Source organism: Variovorax sp. GW823-FHT02B07 (assembly GCF_058797695.1).
In genome coordinates this window covers 442,809-458,893 of sequence record NZ_JBXAJX010000001.1, presented here as the reverse complement: position 1 = coordinate 458,893, position 16,085 = coordinate 442,809, and the positions used below count along the sequence as shown (strand labels likewise).

16 protein-coding genes are annotated in these 16,085 nt (G+C 69.7%); 10 read left to right on the top strand and 6 right to left on the bottom strand.

What is annotated here, in order from left to right:
* The first annotated feature begins 13 nt into the window (after positions 1-13).
* The 3 genes from AC1RGU_RS02225 to AC1RGU_RS02215 are packed head-to-tail and all read left to right on the top strand — an operon-like array spanning position 14 to position 3,110.
* Positions 14-1,636, top strand: coding sequence for an indolepyruvate oxidoreductase subunit beta family protein (locus AC1RGU_RS02225; protein ID WP_492694434.1), 1,623 nt, complete (start codon positions 14-16; stop codon positions 1,634-1,636).
* Positions 1,637-1,650: 14 nt separating this feature from the next.
* Complete coding sequence (locus AC1RGU_RS02220; protein ID WP_492694432.1) at positions 1,651-2,643, top strand: Bug family tripartite tricarboxylate transporter substrate binding protein; 993 nt, start codon at positions 1,651-1,653, stop codon at positions 2,641-2,643.
* A 20-nt stretch (positions 2,644-2,663) separates the two neighbouring features.
* Positions 2,664-3,110 carry an acyl-CoA thioesterase gene (locus AC1RGU_RS02215; protein ID WP_492694431.1) on the top strand — a complete coding sequence of 149 codons (447 nt, stop codon included), beginning with the start codon at positions 2,664-2,666 and terminating at the stop codon, positions 3,108-3,110.
* A 15-nt stretch (positions 3,111-3,125) separates the two neighbouring features.
* Here the strand turns inward: AC1RGU_RS02215 and AC1RGU_RS02210 are convergent, their stop codons facing one another.
* A complete protein-coding gene (locus AC1RGU_RS02210) occupies positions 3,126-3,602 on the bottom strand; it encodes a low molecular weight protein-tyrosine-phosphatase (RefSeq protein WP_492694429.1) in 477 nt (158 codons plus the stop codon).
* 201 nt (positions 3,603-3,803) lie between these two features.
* Here AC1RGU_RS02210 and AC1RGU_RS02205 point away from each other — a divergent pair, with 201 nt between their 5' ends.
* The 5 genes from AC1RGU_RS02205 to AC1RGU_RS02185 all read left to right on the top strand — a co-directional run bounded on the left by AC1RGU_RS02205 (position 3,804) and on the right by AC1RGU_RS02185 (position 9,144).
* The gene (locus AC1RGU_RS02205; protein WP_492694427.1) at positions 3,804-4,082 is read left to right on the top strand and encodes a hypothetical protein; all 279 of its coding nucleotides are present in this window, start codon (positions 3,804-3,806) and stop codon (positions 4,080-4,082) included.
* Between the two features lie 289 nt (positions 4,083-4,371).
* Entirely contained in the window at positions 4,372-4,587 is a 216-nt protein-coding gene (locus tag AC1RGU_RS02200) for a hypothetical protein (protein ID WP_095946751.1), read from the top strand.
* A gap of 218 nt (positions 4,588-4,805) precedes the next feature.
* Positions 4,806-5,549, top strand: a complete 744-nt coding sequence (locus AC1RGU_RS02195) for a PA4824 family protein (protein WP_492694425.1) — start codon at positions 4,806-4,808, stop codon at positions 5,547-5,549.
* A 24-nt stretch (positions 5,550-5,573) separates the two neighbouring features.
* Complete coding sequence (mgtA, locus tag AC1RGU_RS02190) at positions 5,574-8,339, top strand: magnesium-translocating P-type ATPase (RefSeq protein ID WP_492694423.1); 2,766 nt, start codon at positions 5,574-5,576, stop codon at positions 8,337-8,339.
* A gap of 88 nt (positions 8,340-8,427) precedes the next feature.
* The gene (locus tag AC1RGU_RS02185) at positions 8,428-9,144 is read left to right on the top strand and encodes an MgtC/SapB family protein (protein ID WP_062480849.1); all 717 of its coding nucleotides are present in this window, start codon (positions 8,428-8,430) and stop codon (positions 9,142-9,144) included.
* On the opposite strand, the gene AC1RGU_RS02180 is transcribed toward AC1RGU_RS02185, so the two are convergent.
* From AC1RGU_RS02180 to xdhC, 4 genes are all read right to left on the bottom strand, one after another.
* Positions 9,145-10,587 carry an NAD-dependent succinate-semialdehyde dehydrogenase gene (locus AC1RGU_RS02180; protein WP_307584601.1) on the bottom strand — a complete coding sequence of 481 codons (1,443 nt, stop codon included), beginning with the start codon at positions 10,585-10,587 and terminating at the stop codon, positions 9,145-9,147.
* A 175-nt stretch (positions 10,588-10,762) separates the two neighbouring features.
* A complete protein-coding gene (locus AC1RGU_RS02175) occupies positions 10,763-12,103 on the bottom strand; it encodes a glycerate kinase type-2 family protein (RefSeq protein ID WP_492694421.1) in 1,341 nt (446 codons plus the stop codon).
* 69 nt (positions 12,104-12,172) lie between these two features.
* Complete coding sequence (locus AC1RGU_RS02170; protein ID WP_159274485.1) at positions 12,173-13,384, bottom strand: urate hydroxylase PuuD; 1,212 nt, start codon at positions 13,382-13,384, stop codon at positions 12,173-12,175.
* A gap of 215 nt (positions 13,385-13,599) precedes the next feature.
* Positions 13,600-14,406: a xanthine dehydrogenase accessory protein XdhC gene (gene xdhC / locus AC1RGU_RS02165; protein WP_492694419.1), complete on the bottom strand. Its 807-nt coding sequence runs from the start codon at positions 14,404-14,406 to the stop codon at positions 13,600-13,602.
* A 53-nt stretch (positions 14,407-14,459) separates the two neighbouring features.
* Here xdhC and AC1RGU_RS02160 point away from each other — a divergent pair, with 53 nt between their 5' ends.
* A complete protein-coding gene (locus AC1RGU_RS02160) occupies positions 14,460-14,963 on the top strand; it encodes a hypothetical protein (protein ID WP_095946742.1) in 504 nt (167 codons plus the stop codon).
* Positions 14,964-14,965: 2 nt separating this feature from the next.
* Here the strand turns inward: AC1RGU_RS02160 and uraH are convergent, their stop codons facing one another.
* Positions 14,966-15,316, bottom strand: coding sequence for a hydroxyisourate hydrolase (uraH, locus tag AC1RGU_RS02155; RefSeq protein ID WP_070061690.1), 351 nt, complete (start codon positions 15,314-15,316; stop codon positions 14,966-14,968).
* A 94-nt stretch (positions 15,317-15,410) separates the two neighbouring features.
* On the opposite strand from uraH, the gene AC1RGU_RS02150 reads away from it, so the two are divergent.
* A complete protein-coding gene (locus AC1RGU_RS02150) occupies positions 15,411-16,085 on the top strand; it encodes a GntR family transcriptional regulator (RefSeq protein WP_056574067.1) in 675 nt (224 codons plus the stop codon).

Genomic DNA, 16,085 nt, shown 5'->3' with positions numbered 1-16,085 from the left:
AGAGAACCGAGACATGGAACAGAACCGTCCCACCACCCTGCTCGTCTGCGCCCTCGGCGGCGAAGGCGGCGGCGTGCTCACCGAATGGCTGGTCGACGCCGCACGGCACGCGGGCTACGCGGCGCAGAGCACGTCGATCCCCGGCGTGGCGCAGCGCACCGGCGCGACCACCTACTACCTCGAAGTGTTCCCGGTGCCGATGGCACAACTCGGCGGCCGGCGCCCGGTGTTCAGCCTGGGCCCGGTGCCGGGCGCGCTCGACGCGATCGTCTCGTCCGAGCTGCTGGAGACCACGCGCCAGATCGGCAACGGCATGAGCGCGCCGCTGCGCACGCTGGTCATCAGCTCGTCGGCGCGCGTCCTCACCACGGCCGAGCGCATGGTGCCCGGCGACGGCCGCGCCGACGCGCAGCGACTGCTGGACGTGGTCAAGGCCTTCAGCCGCGAGCACCACGTGCTCGACATGGGCGCCATGGCGCGCGAGGCCGGCACGGTGGTCAGTGCCGTGATGCTGGGCGCGATCGCGGGCAGCGGCCTGTTCCCGTTCCCGCGCGAAGCCTACGAGCGCGCGGTGCGCGGCGGCGACGCGGTCGCGCCCGACAAGCTCGGCAAGATGGCCGCCGCCAGCCTGCGCGGCTTTGCCGCCGCCTTCGAGGCCGTGCGCGCGCCGCGCGCCCAGGCCGCCTTCGTGCAGGGCGTGCTGGCCGGCGACGACACGCGCGACGCGCCCCCGCCGCCGCAGGCCCTGCCCGACGACGTGGCGCGCCGCTTTCCGCCGGCCGTGCACGACATGCTGGCGCTGGGCCATGCGCGGGTGCGCGACTACCAGGACGGCGCGTATGCCGCGCTGTACGCCGAGCGCCTCGCGCGGGTGCTCGAGGCCGAGCGCGCCGCCGATCCGTCGGGCGCGCAGGGCTTCGCGGTCACGCGCGAAATGGCGCGCTGGCTGGCGCTGTGGATGGCCTTCGACGACATCGTGCGCGTGGCCGCGCTGAAGGGCCGCGCCAGCCGTGCGCAGCGCGTGCGCCAGGAAGTGCGCGCGGGCGACGACGACCTCGTGAAGGTCTTCGACCACTTCAAGCCCGGCGCGCCCGAGTTCGCCGCGCTGCTGCCGCCGTCGCTCGCACGCCGCGTGACCGCCTGGGACCGCGCCCGCCAGTCGCGCGGACTTGCACCCTGGGCGCTGCCGCTGCAGGTGGGCAGCCACTCGGTGCTGGGCATGGCTTCGCTGCGGCTGCTGGCCTCGCTCACCTGGCTGCGCCGGCGCGGCAGCCGCTTTGCCGAAGAGCAGGCGCTGATCGAACGCTGGCTGGCCGCCGTCGAGGCCGGCACGCGCGCGCACTGGGCGCTGGGCCGCGAGCTGGCGCTGTGCGGCCGGCTCATCAAGGGCTACGGCAGCACCAACGAGCGCGGCAAGCACAACCTGCTGCACGTGATCGACGAGCTCGCGGGCCGCGCCACGCTGCAGCCCGCCGCGCGCGCCGAGGCGATCGCGGCGGCCCGCGAGGCCGCGCTCGCGGACGAAGGCGGCAAGGCGCTGGACGCCGCGCTCACGCGCCACGGCGCCGCGCCGCGCCCGGTGCAGGCGCAACCCATCCGCTGGATGAAGCGGCCCAAGACAACGACCACGATCTGAGGAGACAAAGAACCATGACCCCACGTTCCGCCCCCGTTTCATCGCGCCGCCTGCTGCTGGCGTTCGCCCTGGCCGGCACCGCCCTGTGCGCGCCCGCCGTGCACGCCGACACCTGGCCCTCCAAGCCCATCAAGGTGATCGTCAACTTCCCGGCCGGCGGCGCGGCCGACCAGCTCGCGCGCGCCGTCTCGCAGCCGCTGCAGGAGGCGCTGAAGCAGCCCGTGGTGATCGAGAACCGCGGCGGCGCCAACGGCAACGTCGGCGGCGAGGCCGTGGCGCGCGCGGCGGCCGACGGCTACACGCTGCTCATGAGCTCGGGCGGCATGGTGTCGGTGAACCCGCACCTGTATGCGCGCATGAGCTTCGACCCCGCCAAGGACCTGGTGCCCGTGGCCGCGGCCGCGCGCGTGCTGGTGTTCCTGGTCACGCGGCCGTCGCTGCCACCGACCGACGTGAAGTCGTTCATGGCCTACCTCAAGGCCAACCCCGGCAAACTGTCGTACGGCTCGCCGGGCAACGGCAGCTCGCCGCACCTGGCAGGCGAAATGTTCAAGAGCCAGGCCGGCCTGTTCGCGCTGCACGTGCCGTACCGCGGCGCGGCGCCCGCCTTGCAGGACCTGCTGGCCGGCCAGATCGACTACGCCTTCGACCCCGGCATTGCCCTGAACCAGGTGCGCGCCGGCAAGCTCAAGCTGCTGGCCGTGGGCAGCCCGCACCGCTCGTCCCAGTTCCCCGACGTGCCCACACTCGACGAGGCCGGCCTGCGCGGCTTCGACGCCGACACGGTGTTCGGCTTCTACGCCCCGGCCGGCACGCCACCCGAGGTGGTGGCGCAACTCAACACGCAGGTCAACCGCGCGCTCGCGCTGCCGGCGGTGAAGGAGCGCATCGCGGCCATCGGCGGCGAGCCGGCGCCGGGCACGCCGGCCGATTTCCAGCGCCGTGCGGCGGCAGACTCGCAACGCTTCGGCGCGCTCATCCGCGAGCGCGGCATCAAGGCCGACTGAGCAGCCGGGACAATCGACGGATGAGCAGCACTCCCTCTCCCCACGACGTTTCCGGCAAGGAAGTCGTCTACACCGCACGCGTCGAGTTCGGCGACTGCGACCCGGCCGGCATCGTCTGGTTTCCCAACTTCTTCCGCTGGATCGACGCGGCTTCGCGCCACTTCTTTGCCGAGTGCGGCGTGCCGCGCTGGGAAGAAACGGCCCAGACCCTCGGCGTGATCGGCACGCCGCTGGTCGACACGCACACGCGGTTCGTCAAGGCGGCCAGCTACGGCGACACGCTGAACATCGCGGTGCGCATCACCGAATGGCGCGACAAGAGCTTCGTGCAGACCTACCGCGTGACGCGTGGCGACGACCTCATCCTCGAATGCGAAGAGGTGCGGATCTTTGCCGCGAAGCGCGAAGGCGGCGGCATCCGCGCAGTGCCGATTCCGCCGACGATCCGCGCGCTCTGCACGGGCTGAACAAGGCACGCAGGTTCAGGCCGCGTCGCGACGCAGCTGCGCGAGCAGGCCTTCCACGCCGAGGTCGATCAGGTCGAAGGCCTCGATGAAGGCCTGGTGGCCGCCGTACCACGGGTCGGGCACGTCGCCGCCGATGGCCTGCGCAAACTCCGAGAGCAGGCGCACCTTGCGCGCCGCATCGGCGGGCGCACGCCGGCGCAATGCGGCGCAGTGCTGCTGCGTCATGCCGATGAGCCAGTCGAAGCGTTCGAAGTCGGCCGCATGCACCTGGCGTGCGCGGTGCGCGGGCATCGCGATGCCGCGCCGCAGCGCCTCGGCCACCGAGCGCGGGTCGGGCGGATTGCCGCGCTCCTCGTCGGAGATGGCGGCGCTGTCGACCTCCACCGCGAAGCCCGCGCGCTGCGCCTTGTGAAGCAGCAATGCGTGCGCGGTCGGCGAACGGCAGATGTTCCCTGTGCACACGAACAGGATGGCGGGAGTGCTTGATTTCATGCGCGTCGACTATAGGCACAGAGGGCAGGCATTCGGCATAGGCCACCCTACCCCTGGCATCCCCCGGTCGGGGGATGCCACGAGGGAGCGAGGGCGAATCGCACCCCCTCTCTCCAATGGACAGCTCCCATATCTTCGGTATCGCCTGACACAACTCCTTGCGCTTCACTACGGCCCTTGGTCAGTGCAAAGGAGGTCACGATGCCCCGACCCAGTCTTCACAGCGCGAGCATCACGCTGAAACTTCCCTTCGACATGAGTGCCGCGCAAGAGGTCGAGGCCCTGCGCGCCGCGGGCATTCCGGTGGACGACCTGGGCAATGCCATCTCGGGCTTCCTGTTCGTGCGCTTCAGCAACGGCTGGCGCAGCGACTCGAACATCTTCCGCTGGTTTCCGGCCCCTATCGAACGCAGCGCGAACGAGGTCCGGCTCCACGCCACGCAGCCCCGACGCAGCCTGTTGCTTCATGCCAAGGGTTGACGCTGCCAATGATGCGGTGCAACAATCCGGAAATCATCATTTCGGAGCCCCGTGCGTGGACAGTGCCAGTTGGATCAGTGACAAGACGCGTGCCTCGGCAGGCGTGACACCCCCGGCCCTCTAGCGCAGGCAGCTCCCGCGCTGGCGGCCGCCGTGTCCGCAGCGCGAACCCCTTGCCCCTCGGGCAAGCGGCTCTCCCTACCGATTCCCGTTGTTCTTCGTCGCTGACTTTGTCAGTCAGCTTGCGTGCGTCCGTGCGCGAGGCCCTTCAGCGTGAAGGAGCCTTGTCATGCGCCAGTTTCAGATTCGTCCGCTGCATCCGCAGGTGCAACCGTCGCACGGTCGCCCGTCGGCGCACGCCGGTGCGCCTGTGCGTGTGAACCCGGCCCCGCACGTCGACGACGAGCAGGCCCTGGACCGCGCCGCCGCGCTGTGGACCACGCGCCGCATCCGCAGCTTCTTCCTGCTGCTCGACCCGCCCGGCCACGGCACCACGCGCCGCTGAAGCCCGCCCCTGCCACCCCACAGAACAGGAGGCCCTCATGGACCCGGACCCTTGCTTGCGCCGCTGTGCGCCGCCTTCACTGCCCGATCGATCCCCCACTCACCTCGCAGCCTGCCGCGCTGCGGAGGAGCGCCGCCGGCTGACTGCTGAGTAATTAAGCAAGTCGTCACGGGCGTTTCCTTCCTTCGCGGCGCGCCGCACCCGAAGGAGAAACCCCCATGACCCGCGAACGCCTGCGGCGTGTCGTGCGGACGGCCACGGCCGCCCGTTCCACCGCCCGCCCCTTTGCCCCCCGCCGCCCCGCGCCAAGCCGCGCCTGGCTCGCCACCCTCTGCGGCCTGGCCGCCACGCAGACCCACGCCGCCGGCGGCCACCATTCGGTGGACGACGCCGCCATCCTCGATCCGGGCCAGTGCCAGATCGAGACCTGGGGCGGCCAGCGCCTCGTGCACCTCGGCCCGGCCTGCCGTGTCGGCCCCATCGAGCTGGGCCTGAACCTCGAGCGCGAGCGCGGTGCCGACGGCCGCACCGTGCGCGCCGGCCCGCAGATCAAGTGGGCCTTTGCGCTCACCGACACGCTGAGCACCGGCGTGCTGGCCTCGGCCACGTGGCAGCGCAGTGATGCCGGCCACGCCTCGCTGCGCCTGGCCGACAGCAGCGTGGTGATCCCCGTCACCTGGCAGTTCGACGACGCCTGGCGCGCCCACCTGAACCTGGGCCGCGACTTCCATCGCGCACAACCGAGCACCAGCCACTCGGGCGCGGCGCTCGAATGGGCCGCCCTGCCCGCGCTCTCGCTCGTGGCCGAGCGCTTCCGCGAAGGCGGGCGCAACGCCTGGCGCGCCGGTCTGCGCTGGACGGCCACCCCGTCCGTCAACGTCGATCTCAGCCACGCCCGCGACCTGCGCCACGACGGCCCGCGCGGCTGGACGCTGGGCCTCACCTGGGCGTTCGCTCGCTGAGCGCCCCCACACAGGAGAAAAACAATGAAGAACGTCCTGAAGTCCTTTTTCGAAAGCTTCCTGCGCAGCCGCCACATGCGGCATCACTTCGAGCGCTGGCAGACGCTGCTGAGCGCCAAGCCCAGCAGCCTCGGCTCGGCCGCGATGCCGGCCGAGATCGCCAAGGCGCTGGCCGCCGCCTCGCACACCGACGCGGGCGAGGTGCTGGTGCGCATGAACAGCTCGTCGCAAGGCCTCACCGAAGCGCACGCGCTCGCGCTGCGCAAGCGGCTGGGCAGCAACGAGGTGCGCCACGAGCAGCCGCTGCCGTGGTGGAACCACCTGTGGCAGTGCTACCGCAACCCCTTCAACCTGCTGCTGACGGTGCTCGCGCTGGTCTCCTACATCACCGAGGACACGAAGGCCACGGTGGTGATCGGCAGCATGGTGCTGCTGTCGACCGTGCTGCGCTTCCTGCAGGAGTCGCGCTCCAACAAGGCGGCCGACCGGCTCAAGGCGATGGTGAGCAACACCTCGACGGTGCTGCGCCCCGCGCCGGGCGAGAAGGCTGGCCGCGCGGGTGACGACGGCTTCGACCTCGCGCACGCCGGCACGCAGCGCATGGAAGTGCCGATGCGCGACCTCGTGCCCGGCGACGTGATCGCGCTGTCGGCCGGCGACATGATCCCGGCCGACGCGCGCCTGCTCTCGGCGAAAGACCTGTTCATCAGCCAGTCGGCGCTCACCGGCGAATCGATGCCGGTGGAGAAGTTTGCAGCCACCGCCGCCGACCACCAGGCCGGCGTGCTGGAGCGCGACAACCTGCTCTTCATGGGCACGAACGTGATCAGCGGCACCGCCACTGCCGTGATCGTGCACACCGGCGAGCGCACCTTCTTCGGCGCGCTGGCCCAGCGCGTGAGCGCGACCGACCGCGGCACCACCGCCTTCCAGGCCGGCATCAACCGCGTGAGCTGGCTGCTGATCCGCTTCATGCTGGTGATGGCGCCGCTGGTGCTGGTGATCAACGGCGTGACCAAGGGCGACTGGTGGGAGGCGGCGCTGTTCGCGCTGTCGATCGCGGTCGGCCTCACGCCCGAAATGCTGCCGATGATCGTGACGGCCACGCTGGCCAAGGGCGCGGTCGTGATGTCGCGCCGCAAGGTGATCGTGAAGCGGCTCGAGGCCATTCACAACTTCGGTGCGATGGACGTGCTGTGCACCGACAAGACCGGCACGCTCACGCAGGACCGCATCGTGCTCGAACGCCACACCAACGCCTGGGGCGAAGACTCCGACCACGTGCTGCAGCAGGCCTACCTCAACAGCTTTCACCAGACCGGGCTGAAGAACCTGCTCGACAAGGCCGTGCTGAGCCACGCCGAGGTGCAGCTCGATGCGCAGCTGCAGACGAGCTGGCGCAAGGTCGACGAGGTGCCCTTCGACTTCTCGCGCCGTCGCATGTCGGTGGTGGTGGCGCACGGCGAGGACGAGCACCTGCTGATCTGCAAGGGCGCGCTCGAAGAGATCCTGTCGGTGTGCACCTCGGTCGAACGCGGCGCCGAAGTGCTCGCGCTCGACGCCGACGTGATGGCGCGCATCCATCGCGTGGCCTCGGAACTCAATGCCCAGGGCCTGCGCGTGGTGGCCGTGGCCAGCCGCACGCTGCACGCCGACGCGCGCAAGCCGGCCTACGGCGTGGCCGACGAGGCGGGTCTCACGCTGCTGGGCTACGTGGCCTTCCTCGATCCGCCGAAGGAATCGACCGCGCCCGCGCTGCAGGCGCTGGCCGCGCACGGCGTGGCGGTGAAGGTGCTGACCGGCGACAACGAACTGGTCACGCGCAAGGTCTGCGGCGACGTCGGCATCGACGCCGGACGCATGGTGCTGGGCCACGAGGTCGAGCGCATGAACGAGGCCGAGCTGCGGCAGGTGGTGGAAATGCGCCAGGTGTTCGCCAAGCTCACGCCCGCGCACAAGGAACGCATCGTGCAGGCGCTGCATGCCAACGGCCACGTGGTCGGCTTCATGGGCGACGGCATCAACGACGCGCCCGCGCTGCGCGCCGCCGACATCGGCATCTCGGTGGACGGCGCGGTGGACGTGGCCAAGGAATCGGCCGACATCATCCTGCTCGAGAAGAGCCTGATGGTGCTGGAGCAAGGCGTGGTCGAAGGCCGCCGCACCTTCGCCAACATGCTCAAGTACATCAAGATCACGGCCAGCTCGAACTTCGGCAACGTGTTCTCGGTGCTGGTGGCCAGTGCCTTCCTGCCCTTTTTGCCGATGCTGCCGCTGCACCTGCTGGTGCAGAACCTGCTGTACGACGTGTCGCAGATCGCGATCCCTTTCGACAACGTGGACGAAGAGTTCCTGAAGACGCCGCAGCGCTGGAACCCGGCCGACCTGGGCCGCTTCATGGTGTTCTTCGGGCCGCTGAGCTCGGTGTTCGACATCCTGACCTACACCGTGATGTGGTTCGTGTTCGCGGCCAACTCGGTGGAGCACCAGACGCTGTTCCAGTCGGGCTGGTTCATCGAGGGCCTGCTGTCGCAGACGCTGATCGTGCACCTGATCCGCACCCGCAAGATCCCGTTCCTGCAAAGCCGCGCGGCCTGGCCGCTGCTGGCGATGGGCGCGGCCATTGCGGCCGTGGGCATCTGGCTGCCGATGGGGCCGCTGGCGCACTACTTCAAGCTGCAGGCGCTGCCGCTCGCGTACTTCCCCTGGCTGGTGCTGATGCTCGTCGGCTACGCGACGCTGACGCAGGCCGTGAAGGGCTGGTACGCACGCAAGTACGGCTGGCAGTAAGACAAGAACCACCCGGCGAACGCAGGGTCGCGGCTGTCACACAAGGCCGCTACCCTGCTTCGCACACAGAGGATCAGGAGGATCACTCATGGAAGCCATTCGCCACATCAACCTGCCCTCGCTGCTGGACACCCTGGTCAGCGTGGGTGCGGCCTTTCTGCTGGGCTCGCTGATCGGCTTCGAGCGCCAGGTGCGCCAGCGCACCGCGGGGCTGCGCACCAACACGCTGGTGGCCGTCGGCGCCGCCGTGTTCGTCGACATGGCGGCCCGCCTGGGCGGCCCCGACGGCGCGGTGCGCGTGGTCGCCTACGTGGTCTCGGGCATCGGTTTTCTGGGCGCGGGCGCGATCATGAAGGAAGGCGCCAACATCACGGGCCTGAACACGGCCGCCACGCTGTGGGGGTCGGCCGCGGTGGGCGCCTGCGCGGGCGCCGACCTGCTGGGCGAGGCGCTGATCGCCGCGCTCTTCGTGCTGGCGAGCAACACGCTGCTGCGGCCGGTGGTGAACCGCATCAACCGCCGCCCGGTGCACGAGGAATCGAGCGAGGCGACCTACACGGTGCGCGTGATCTGTTCGCGCGCGGCGCGGCCCGAGGTGATGGACCAGCTGCTGGTGCAGCTGGAAGCCGCGAACTACCCGGTGCGCGACATCGACCAGCACGCCTTCGGGCAGGCCGACACGGAGATTGCCGCGACGCTGTATGCCACCGCGGTCGAGCCCGAGGAGCTCGACCAGGTGATCGCGGAGCTGGAAACCCTGGAAGGCGTCCAGCAGGCGTTCTGGAACGCCTCCGCCGAAGACTAGTTAAACGCCGAGGATCGAAACAGCCTTGGTGTTGAGGTAAGCCTCGATCGCCTCGGGGCCACCTTCCGAACCGTAGCCCGAATCCTTCACGCCGCCGAACGGCATTTCCGGCGAGGGCGTGGCGGGCTGGTTGATCCACAGCATGCCCAGCTCGAGCTTCTGGCTCAGCAGGTGCGCGCTCTTGATCGACTTGGTGAAGGCATAGCCGGCCAGGCCGAACGGCAGGCGGTTGGCTTCGGTGATGGCTTCTTCGAGCGTGTCGAAGCCGCGGATGGCGGCGATGGGGCCGAAGGGTTCGTTGTTGAACACGTCGGCGTCCAGCGGCACGTCGGTGATGACGGTGGGCGCGAAGAAGTTGCCGGTGTCGCCGACGCGTTCGCCGCCGGTGGCGATGGTGGCGCCCTTCTTGCGCGCGTCTTCCAGCACATGGGCCATGGCCGTGAGGCGGCGGGCGTTGGCCAGCGGGCCGAGGTTGGTGCCTTCGACCAGGCCGTCACCGAGCTTGAGGCCTTCGGCGTGCTTGACCAGCAGGCTCGCGAACTCATGGCGCAGGCTGTTGTGCACCAGGAAGCGGGTCGGCGAAATGCAGACCTGGCCGGCGTTGCGGAACTTGGCGGCACCGGCGGCCTTGACGGCCAGCGCCACGTCGGCGTCTTCGGCCACGATCACCGGGGCGTGACCGCCCAGTTCCATCGTGACGCGCTTCATGTGCGAACCGGCCAGCGCGGCCAGTTGCTTGCCGACCGGGGTCGAGCCGGTGAAGGTGACCTTGCGGATGATCGGGTGCGCGATGAGGTAGCTCGAGATCTCGCCCGGGTTGCCGAACACCAGGCCCACCACGCCGCCCGGAATGCCGGCGTCGACGAAAGCCTTCAGCAGCGCGGCCGGCGAGGCCGGGGTTTCCTCGGGCGCCTTCACCAGGAAGGAGCAGCCGGTGGCCAGCGCGGCGCCGAGCTTGCGCACGATCTGGTTGACGGGGAAGTTCCACGGCGTGAAGGCCGCGACGGGGCCGACCGGCTCCTTGATGACCAGCTGCTGCGCGGCCAGGTTGCGCGAGGGCACGATGCGGCCGTACACGCGGCGGCCTTCGTCGGCAAACCACTCGATGATGTCGGCGGCGGCCATCATTTCGACCTTGGCCTCGCCCAGCGGCTTGCCTTGCTCCTGCGTCAGCAGTTTGGCGATGTCCAGGGCGCGTTCGCGGATCAGGCCGGCGGCGCGGCGCATCACGGCGGCGCGCTCGTTGGCGGGCGTGTCGCGCCAGGCTTCGAAACCGCGCTGGGCGGCGGCCAGGGCGCGGTCGAGGTCGACGATGCTGGCGTGCGCCACCTTGCCGATGGCCTTGCCGGTGGCGGGGTTCAGCACGTCGAGCGTCTTGCCGTCGGCGGCGTCGACCCATTGGCCGTCGATCAGCAGGCGGGTGTCGGTGTAGGTGGCGGTCATGGCGAACTCTTTCCTTCGAGGACTGGATGGTGAAAACGAAACGGGAAATCGGGCGCGCGGCGCGGCACCCCGTGGGGGTGCGCATGCGACAACGGCGGCCAAGTGCCGCCGGGGCCGTAGATTAACCTGAGTTCACAAAGCTTGCCGGCGGCCCCCGCCAGGGGCCGGGGCGCGCCTACAGCACGAGGATCGCGCGGAAGTCGTTGACGTTGGTGTTCGTCGGACCGGTCACGAACAGGTCGCCGATGGCGTCGAAATAGCCGTAGGCGTCGTTGCGGTCGAGGTGGTCGGACAGCTTCTTGCCCTGCGCCGTGGCGCGCGCCAGGGTGTCGGGCGTGACGAAGGCGCCGGCGTTGTCTTCCACGCCGTCGATGCCGTCGGTGTCGGCCGCCAGCGCCCACACCTGCGGCTGGCCCATGAGCGCGCCGGCCAGACCCAGGCAGAACTCGCCGGCCCGCCCGCCGCGGCCCTTGGCCTGGCCGGGCTGGCGCGGGCGGATCGTGACCGTGGTTTCGCCGCCCGACAGGATGACGCAGGGCCGGGCGAAGGGCTCGCCGCGCAGGGCCACGGCGCGGGCGAGCGCCGCATGTACCTTGCCCACTTCGCGCGATTCGCCTTCCATTTCGTCGCTCAGCACGTGCACGCCGATGCCGGCGGCGCGCGCGGCGGCGGCAGCGGCTTCGAGCGACTGCTGCGGCGTGGCGATGAGGTGGGTGCTGTGGCCGGCGAACACGGCGTCGTCGGGCTTGGGGGTTTCGAGCGTGCCGCTTTCGAGCTGCGCACGCACGGGCGCCGGCACCTCGATGCCGTAGCGGTCGAGGATGGCCAGCGCGTCGGCGCAGGTGGTGGCGTCGGGCACCGTGGGGCCGCTGGCGATCACGGCCGGGTCGTCGCCGGGCACGTCGCTGATGGTGAGCGTGACCACGCGCGCCGGCGCGCAGGCCGCCGCGAGCCGGCCGCCCTTGATGCGCGACAGGTGCTTGCGCACGCAGTTCATCTCGCCGATGTGGGCGCCGCTGTCGAGCAGCTGCTTGTTGATGCGCTGCTTGTCGGCCAGCGTGAGGCCCTCGGCCGGCAGCACCAGCAGCGACGAGCCGCCGCCGGAGATGAGGCACAGCACGAGGTCGTCGGCCGTGAGGCCCTGCGTGAGCGCCAGGATGCGCTCGGCCGCCTGCTGGCCGGCCGCGTCGGGCACGGGGTGCGCAGCTTCGACGAGCTCGATGCGCTGCGGCACGCCTGCGGGGCGCGGCGGGATGTGGTCATAGCGCGTGACGACCAGGCCCGACAGCGGGGCGTCGGCCGGCCACAGCGCCTCGAGCGCCTGCACCATCGAACCGCCGGCCTTGCCGGCGCCGAGCACCACGGTGCGGCCCTTGGGCGGCTTGGGCAGGTGCGCGCCCAGCGTGGACAGCGGCAGTGCGCGGTCCACCGCCACGCGGTACAGGTGTTCGAGGAAGGCGCGCGGGGCTTCGCGCGGATCGGGAGCTGTTGCTGAGGGCGAGGTCGATGCGGTCATGGCTTGCGTGTTGTCTCCATTCGGCGATTGTGCGACGACCGGTGGCCCGCCCTCGCAGGCCACGGTCTTCTAGTTCGTCTTGGCGCCGGCCTGGAACCAGCGGCTGATCAACGCCCGCTCTTCGTCGGTGATGTTCGTCGCGTTGTTCATCGGCATGATCTTGGTCACCACGACCTGCTGGTAGATCGCCTGGGCATGCGCCGTCACCTGGTCGGGCGTGTCGACGCGCACGTTCTTCATCTGCACGGCCGCGCCGTGGCACATGAAGCAGCGCTGCTCCAGCACCTTCTGCACGTCCTGGTAGGCCACGGCGGGCGCGGCCTGGGCGGCGGTGGCCGCCACGGGTGCGGCCGGCTCGGGCTTCATCCACACGATGGTCAGGCCCAGCACCGCGATGCCGACCATGGCGTAGGGCAGCGGGTTGCCCGCGTTGCCCAGCTTGAAGCGGTGGCGCACCACGAAGAACTGCCGGATGGCCGCGCCGCCGAGCATGATCAGCAGCAGCACGATCCAGTTGTACTTGTGCGTGTAGGTGAAGCTGTAGTGGTTGCTCAGCATCGCGAACAGCACCGGCAGCGTGAAGTAGGTGTTGTGCACGCTGCGCTGCTTGCCGCGCTGGCCGTGCACCGGGTCGACCGGCCGGCCTTCGCGCAGCGCCTTCACGTTCTTGCGCTGGCCCGGGATGATCCAGAAGAACACGTTGCCGCTCATGGTGGTGGCCATCATGGCGCCCACCAGCAGGAAAGCCGCGCGGCCCGCGAACCACTGGCAGGCCAGCCAGGTCGCGAAGGCGATGAAGACCGCGATCAGCACGCCGACGATGGTGTCGCCGTGCTTGCGGCGCCCGAAGATCTGGCAGATGCCGTCGTAGACCATCCAGAACACGACGAAGAAGGCCAGCGCCACGGCAATGGCGGCGCCGGGCTGCCAGTCCATCTTGCTCTTGTCGATGAGGTACGTGCTCGCGTTCCACAGGTACGACATCGTGAAGAGCGCAAAGCCCGTGAGCCAGGTCGAGTAGCTTTCCCAGTACGACCAGTGCAGGTGGTCGGGCAGCTTCTTGGGCGCCAGCGCGTACTTCTGGCTGTTGTAGAAGCCGCCACCGTGCACGGCCCATTGCTCGCCGCCTACGCCCTTGTCGAGCGATTCCTGGTCCTGCGGCTTCTCGAGGCTGTTGTCCAGCATCACGAAGTAGAAGGAGGCGCCGATCCAGGCGATGGCGGTGATGACGTGGACCCAGCGCAGCAGCAGGTTGGCCCAGTCGAGGTAATAGCTTTCCATGTGCTCTCTCTCAACCCTGTTGGCGCGTGGGGGCGCCAAGGAGGGGTTTCAGCCTGCTCACCACCGCGGGCGCTGTAAGCAGAGAAAGTGCCGCGAACGCAGGTCCGTTGAAATGGACCTCGCTCCGCTGCGGCTTGTTGTGGACCGAAAGTGTATACAGTTTTGGCGCGAGGCGGGATGCTTTTTGCGGCGTCGCCGCCAAGGGAAAACCCTGTTCAGCCCAGCGATTGCAACAACTGTGCCGCCACGGCGACCGCGATCACCTCGGGTTCCTTGCCCGTGATGCCGGGCACGCCGATCGGGCAGGTGACGCGCGCCAGCTCGTCGGCCGTGAAGCCGCGCGCCTCCAGCCGGTGGCGGAAGGTGGCCCACTTGGTCTTGCTGCCGATCAGGCCGATGTAGGGCAGGTCGTTGCGCGCGCGCAGGCGCTTCAGGCAGGCGATGACGATGTCCAGGTCTTCGGCATGGCTGAAGCTCATGATCAGCACGCGGCTGCCGGGCGCGAGCGCGGCCACGGCGTCCTGCACGGGCTCGGAGTGCTCGGTGTCGATCTGCGCAGGCAGTTCGTCGGGGAACACGCCGTCGCGGCTGTCGATCCAGCGCACCGAGAACGGCAGCACGGCCAGCAGGCGCGCCAGCGCGGCGCCCACATGGCCGCCGCCGAACAGGGCCACGGGTTCGAGCTGCGCGACCAGTTCTTTTTGCAGCGCGGGCGCGTCGGCCGCGCCGATGCGCCGGTAGGTCAGGAACATCACGCCGCCGCAGCACTGGCCCAGGCTCGGGCCCAGCGGGTAGCGCTGCACGCCGTCGAGGCTGCGGGTGCCGGCCAGGATCTCGCGCGCTTCCTGCGTGGCCTGGAACTCGAGCTGCCCGCCGCCGATGGTGGCCGTGAGCCCGTCGGCCCAGACGGCCATCCAGGTGCCGGCCTCGCGCGGGGCCGAGCCCTGCGTCGACTCGACGCGCACCAGCACGGCGTCTTCCTGTTGAAGACGCGCCAGCAATTGATCGACCGCACCGTTCATGCCCGAAACCTTCGGTTGCCTGGCCCGCAACGACTCACGGTATAAACCCGGCGATGATGACGAACCGCCAGCTTACGCCGCGCCGCCTCGCCTGGGCCGCCACTGTTCTTTCCGCCTTGTGGCTCGCCGGCTGCGGCTCGACGGGCTCGGTGCCCGGCCAGCTGAGCGGCGCCAGCAACGCACAGGGCAGCGGCCCCGCGCCGCGCGCCTCGAGCGCAGCCACCGCGCGCGAGTACCGCCGCGACGCCGCACGCCACATCTACAACGCCAACCCCTCGCGCATCTACAAGGGCCAGATGCCGCCGCTGCTGTACGCGGTCGGCACCCTGCAGGTGAACCTGGACGCCGGCGGCAAGGTGGTCTCGATGCACTGGCTGCGCGCGCCCAAGCACGCGCCCGAGGTGATCGCCGAGATCGAGCGCGCCGTGCTGCAGGCCGCGCCCTTCCCGCCCGCCCAGCGCCTGGGCGCGGTCACGTGGACCGACACCTGGCTGTGGGACAAGAGCGGGCGCTTCCAGCTCGACACCCTGACAGAAGGACAGCAACAAGGCGACTGACCTCAGGAGCCCCGATAGGTGGAGTAGCTCCACGGGCTGACGAGCAAGGGCACGTGGTAGTGCTGGTCGGTGTGCGCCACGCCGAAGTCCAGCGCCACCTTGTTCAGGAAGTTCGGCTCCGGCAGCGTCACGCCGCGGGCCTTGAAATAACCCGCCACGTCGAACACCAGGCGGTAGGTGCCGACCTTGATCGAGTTGTTGTCGTACAGCGGACCGTCGCTGCGGCCGTCCGAATTCAGCGTGAAGCGCTTCACCAGCGTCGCGGCGTCGCCGTCGGTGGTGTACAGCGCCACCTCCATGCCGGCCGCGGGGCCGCCGTGCATCGTGTCCAGTACGTGAGTGCTCAAGCCCATGGGGCCTCCTTCAAAGGGTGTCGGATCGGTGAGATCGGGGTGCGGGAAATTCCGGTGGACAAAAGTGTATACAGTTACCGGCTTTGGGTCTATCATGAAAAACATGGAGTCCTCCACCACCCGTTCGATCGTCGATGCCCTCACGAAGGCCATCGTCGAGCACCGCCTTCAGCCCGGCACCAAGCTCGCCGAGCAGAAGCTGGCCGATCACTTCGGCGTGTCGCGCACCTTGGTGCGCCAAGCGCTGTTCCAGCTCTCGCAGAACAAGCTGATCCGGCTCGAGCCGGCGCGCGGCGCCTTCGTGGCCGCGCCCGCCGTCGACGAGGCCAAGCAGGTGTTCGCCGTGCGCCGCATGCTCGAGGCCGAGATGACCCGCGCCTTCGTGCGCAGCGTCACGCCCGCCAAGATCAAGGCGCTCAAGGAGCACGTGGCGCTCGAGAAATCGGCCGTCGGCGGCGAAGACGTGTCGGGCCGCACCGAACTGCTGGGCGACTTCCACGTGCGCATGGCCGAGCTCATGGGCAACCAGGTGCTGGCGCAGATCCTGGGCGAGCTCATCTCGCGCTGCGCCCTCATCACGCTCATGTACCAGAGCACCAGCGCCGCCGAGCACTCCAACGACGAGCACGCCGACATCGTGAAGGCGCTGGCCGCGCGCGACGAGGAGCTCGCCGTGCGCCTCATGACCGAGCACCTGGAACACGTCGAGGCCAACCTCACCTTCGACCGCAAGGTCCCGACCAACGACATATCCCTCGCGCTGTCCTGA

What these genes read in the sequence shown, in the direction of transcription:
- AC1RGU_RS02160 (WP_095946742.1), top strand. Translation starts at nt 14,460, where the DNA reads ATGATGACGAACCGCCAGCTTACGCCGCGCCGCCTCGCCTGGGCCGCC.
- xdhC (WP_492694419.1), bottom strand. Translation starts at nt 14,406, where the DNA reads ATGAACGGTGCGGTCGATCAATTGCTGGCGCGTCTTCAACAGGAAGAC.
- AC1RGU_RS02205 (WP_492694427.1), top strand. Translation starts at nt 3,804, where the DNA reads ATGCCCCGACCCAGTCTTCACAGCGCGAGCATCACGCTGAAACTTCCC.
- AC1RGU_RS02170 (WP_159274485.1), bottom strand. Translation starts at nt 13,384, where the DNA reads ATGGAAAGCTATTACCTCGACTGGGCCAACCTGCTGCTGCGCTGGGTC.
- AC1RGU_RS02175 (WP_492694421.1), bottom strand. Translation starts at nt 12,103, where the DNA reads ATGACCGCATCGACCTCGCCCTCAGCAACAGCTCCCGATCCGCGCGAA.
- AC1RGU_RS02215 (WP_492694431.1), top strand. Translation starts at nt 2,664, where the DNA reads ATGAGCAGCACTCCCTCTCCCCACGACGTTTCCGGCAAGGAAGTCGTC.
- mgtA (WP_492694423.1), top strand. Translation starts at nt 5,574, where the DNA reads ATGAAGAACGTCCTGAAGTCCTTTTTCGAAAGCTTCCTGCGCAGCCGC.
- AC1RGU_RS02185 (WP_062480849.1), top strand. Translation starts at nt 8,428, where the DNA reads ATGGAAGCCATTCGCCACATCAACCTGCCCTCGCTGCTGGACACCCTG.
- AC1RGU_RS02225 (WP_492694434.1), top strand. Translation starts at nt 14, where the DNA reads ATGGAACAGAACCGTCCCACCACCCTGCTCGTCTGCGCCCTCGGCGGC.
- AC1RGU_RS02195 (WP_492694425.1), top strand. Translation starts at nt 4,806, where the DNA reads ATGACCCGCGAACGCCTGCGGCGTGTCGTGCGGACGGCCACGGCCGCC.
- AC1RGU_RS02180 (WP_307584601.1), bottom strand. Translation starts at nt 10,587, where the DNA reads ATGACCGCCACCTACACCGACACCCGCCTGCTGATCGACGGCCAATGG.
- AC1RGU_RS02210 (WP_492694429.1), bottom strand. Translation starts at nt 3,602, where the DNA reads ATGAAATCAAGCACTCCCGCCATCCTGTTCGTGTGCACAGGGAACATC.
- AC1RGU_RS02200 (WP_095946751.1), top strand. Translation starts at nt 4,372, where the DNA reads ATGCGCCAGTTTCAGATTCGTCCGCTGCATCCGCAGGTGCAACCGTCG.
- uraH (WP_070061690.1), bottom strand. Translation starts at nt 15,316, where the DNA reads ATGGGCTTGAGCACTCACGTACTGGACACGATGCACGGCGGCCCCGCG.
- AC1RGU_RS02220 (WP_492694432.1), top strand. Translation starts at nt 1,651, where the DNA reads ATGACCCCACGTTCCGCCCCCGTTTCATCGCGCCGCCTGCTGCTGGCG.
- AC1RGU_RS02150 (WP_056574067.1), top strand. Translation starts at nt 15,411, where the DNA reads ATGAAAAACATGGAGTCCTCCACCACCCGTTCGATCGTCGATGCCCTC.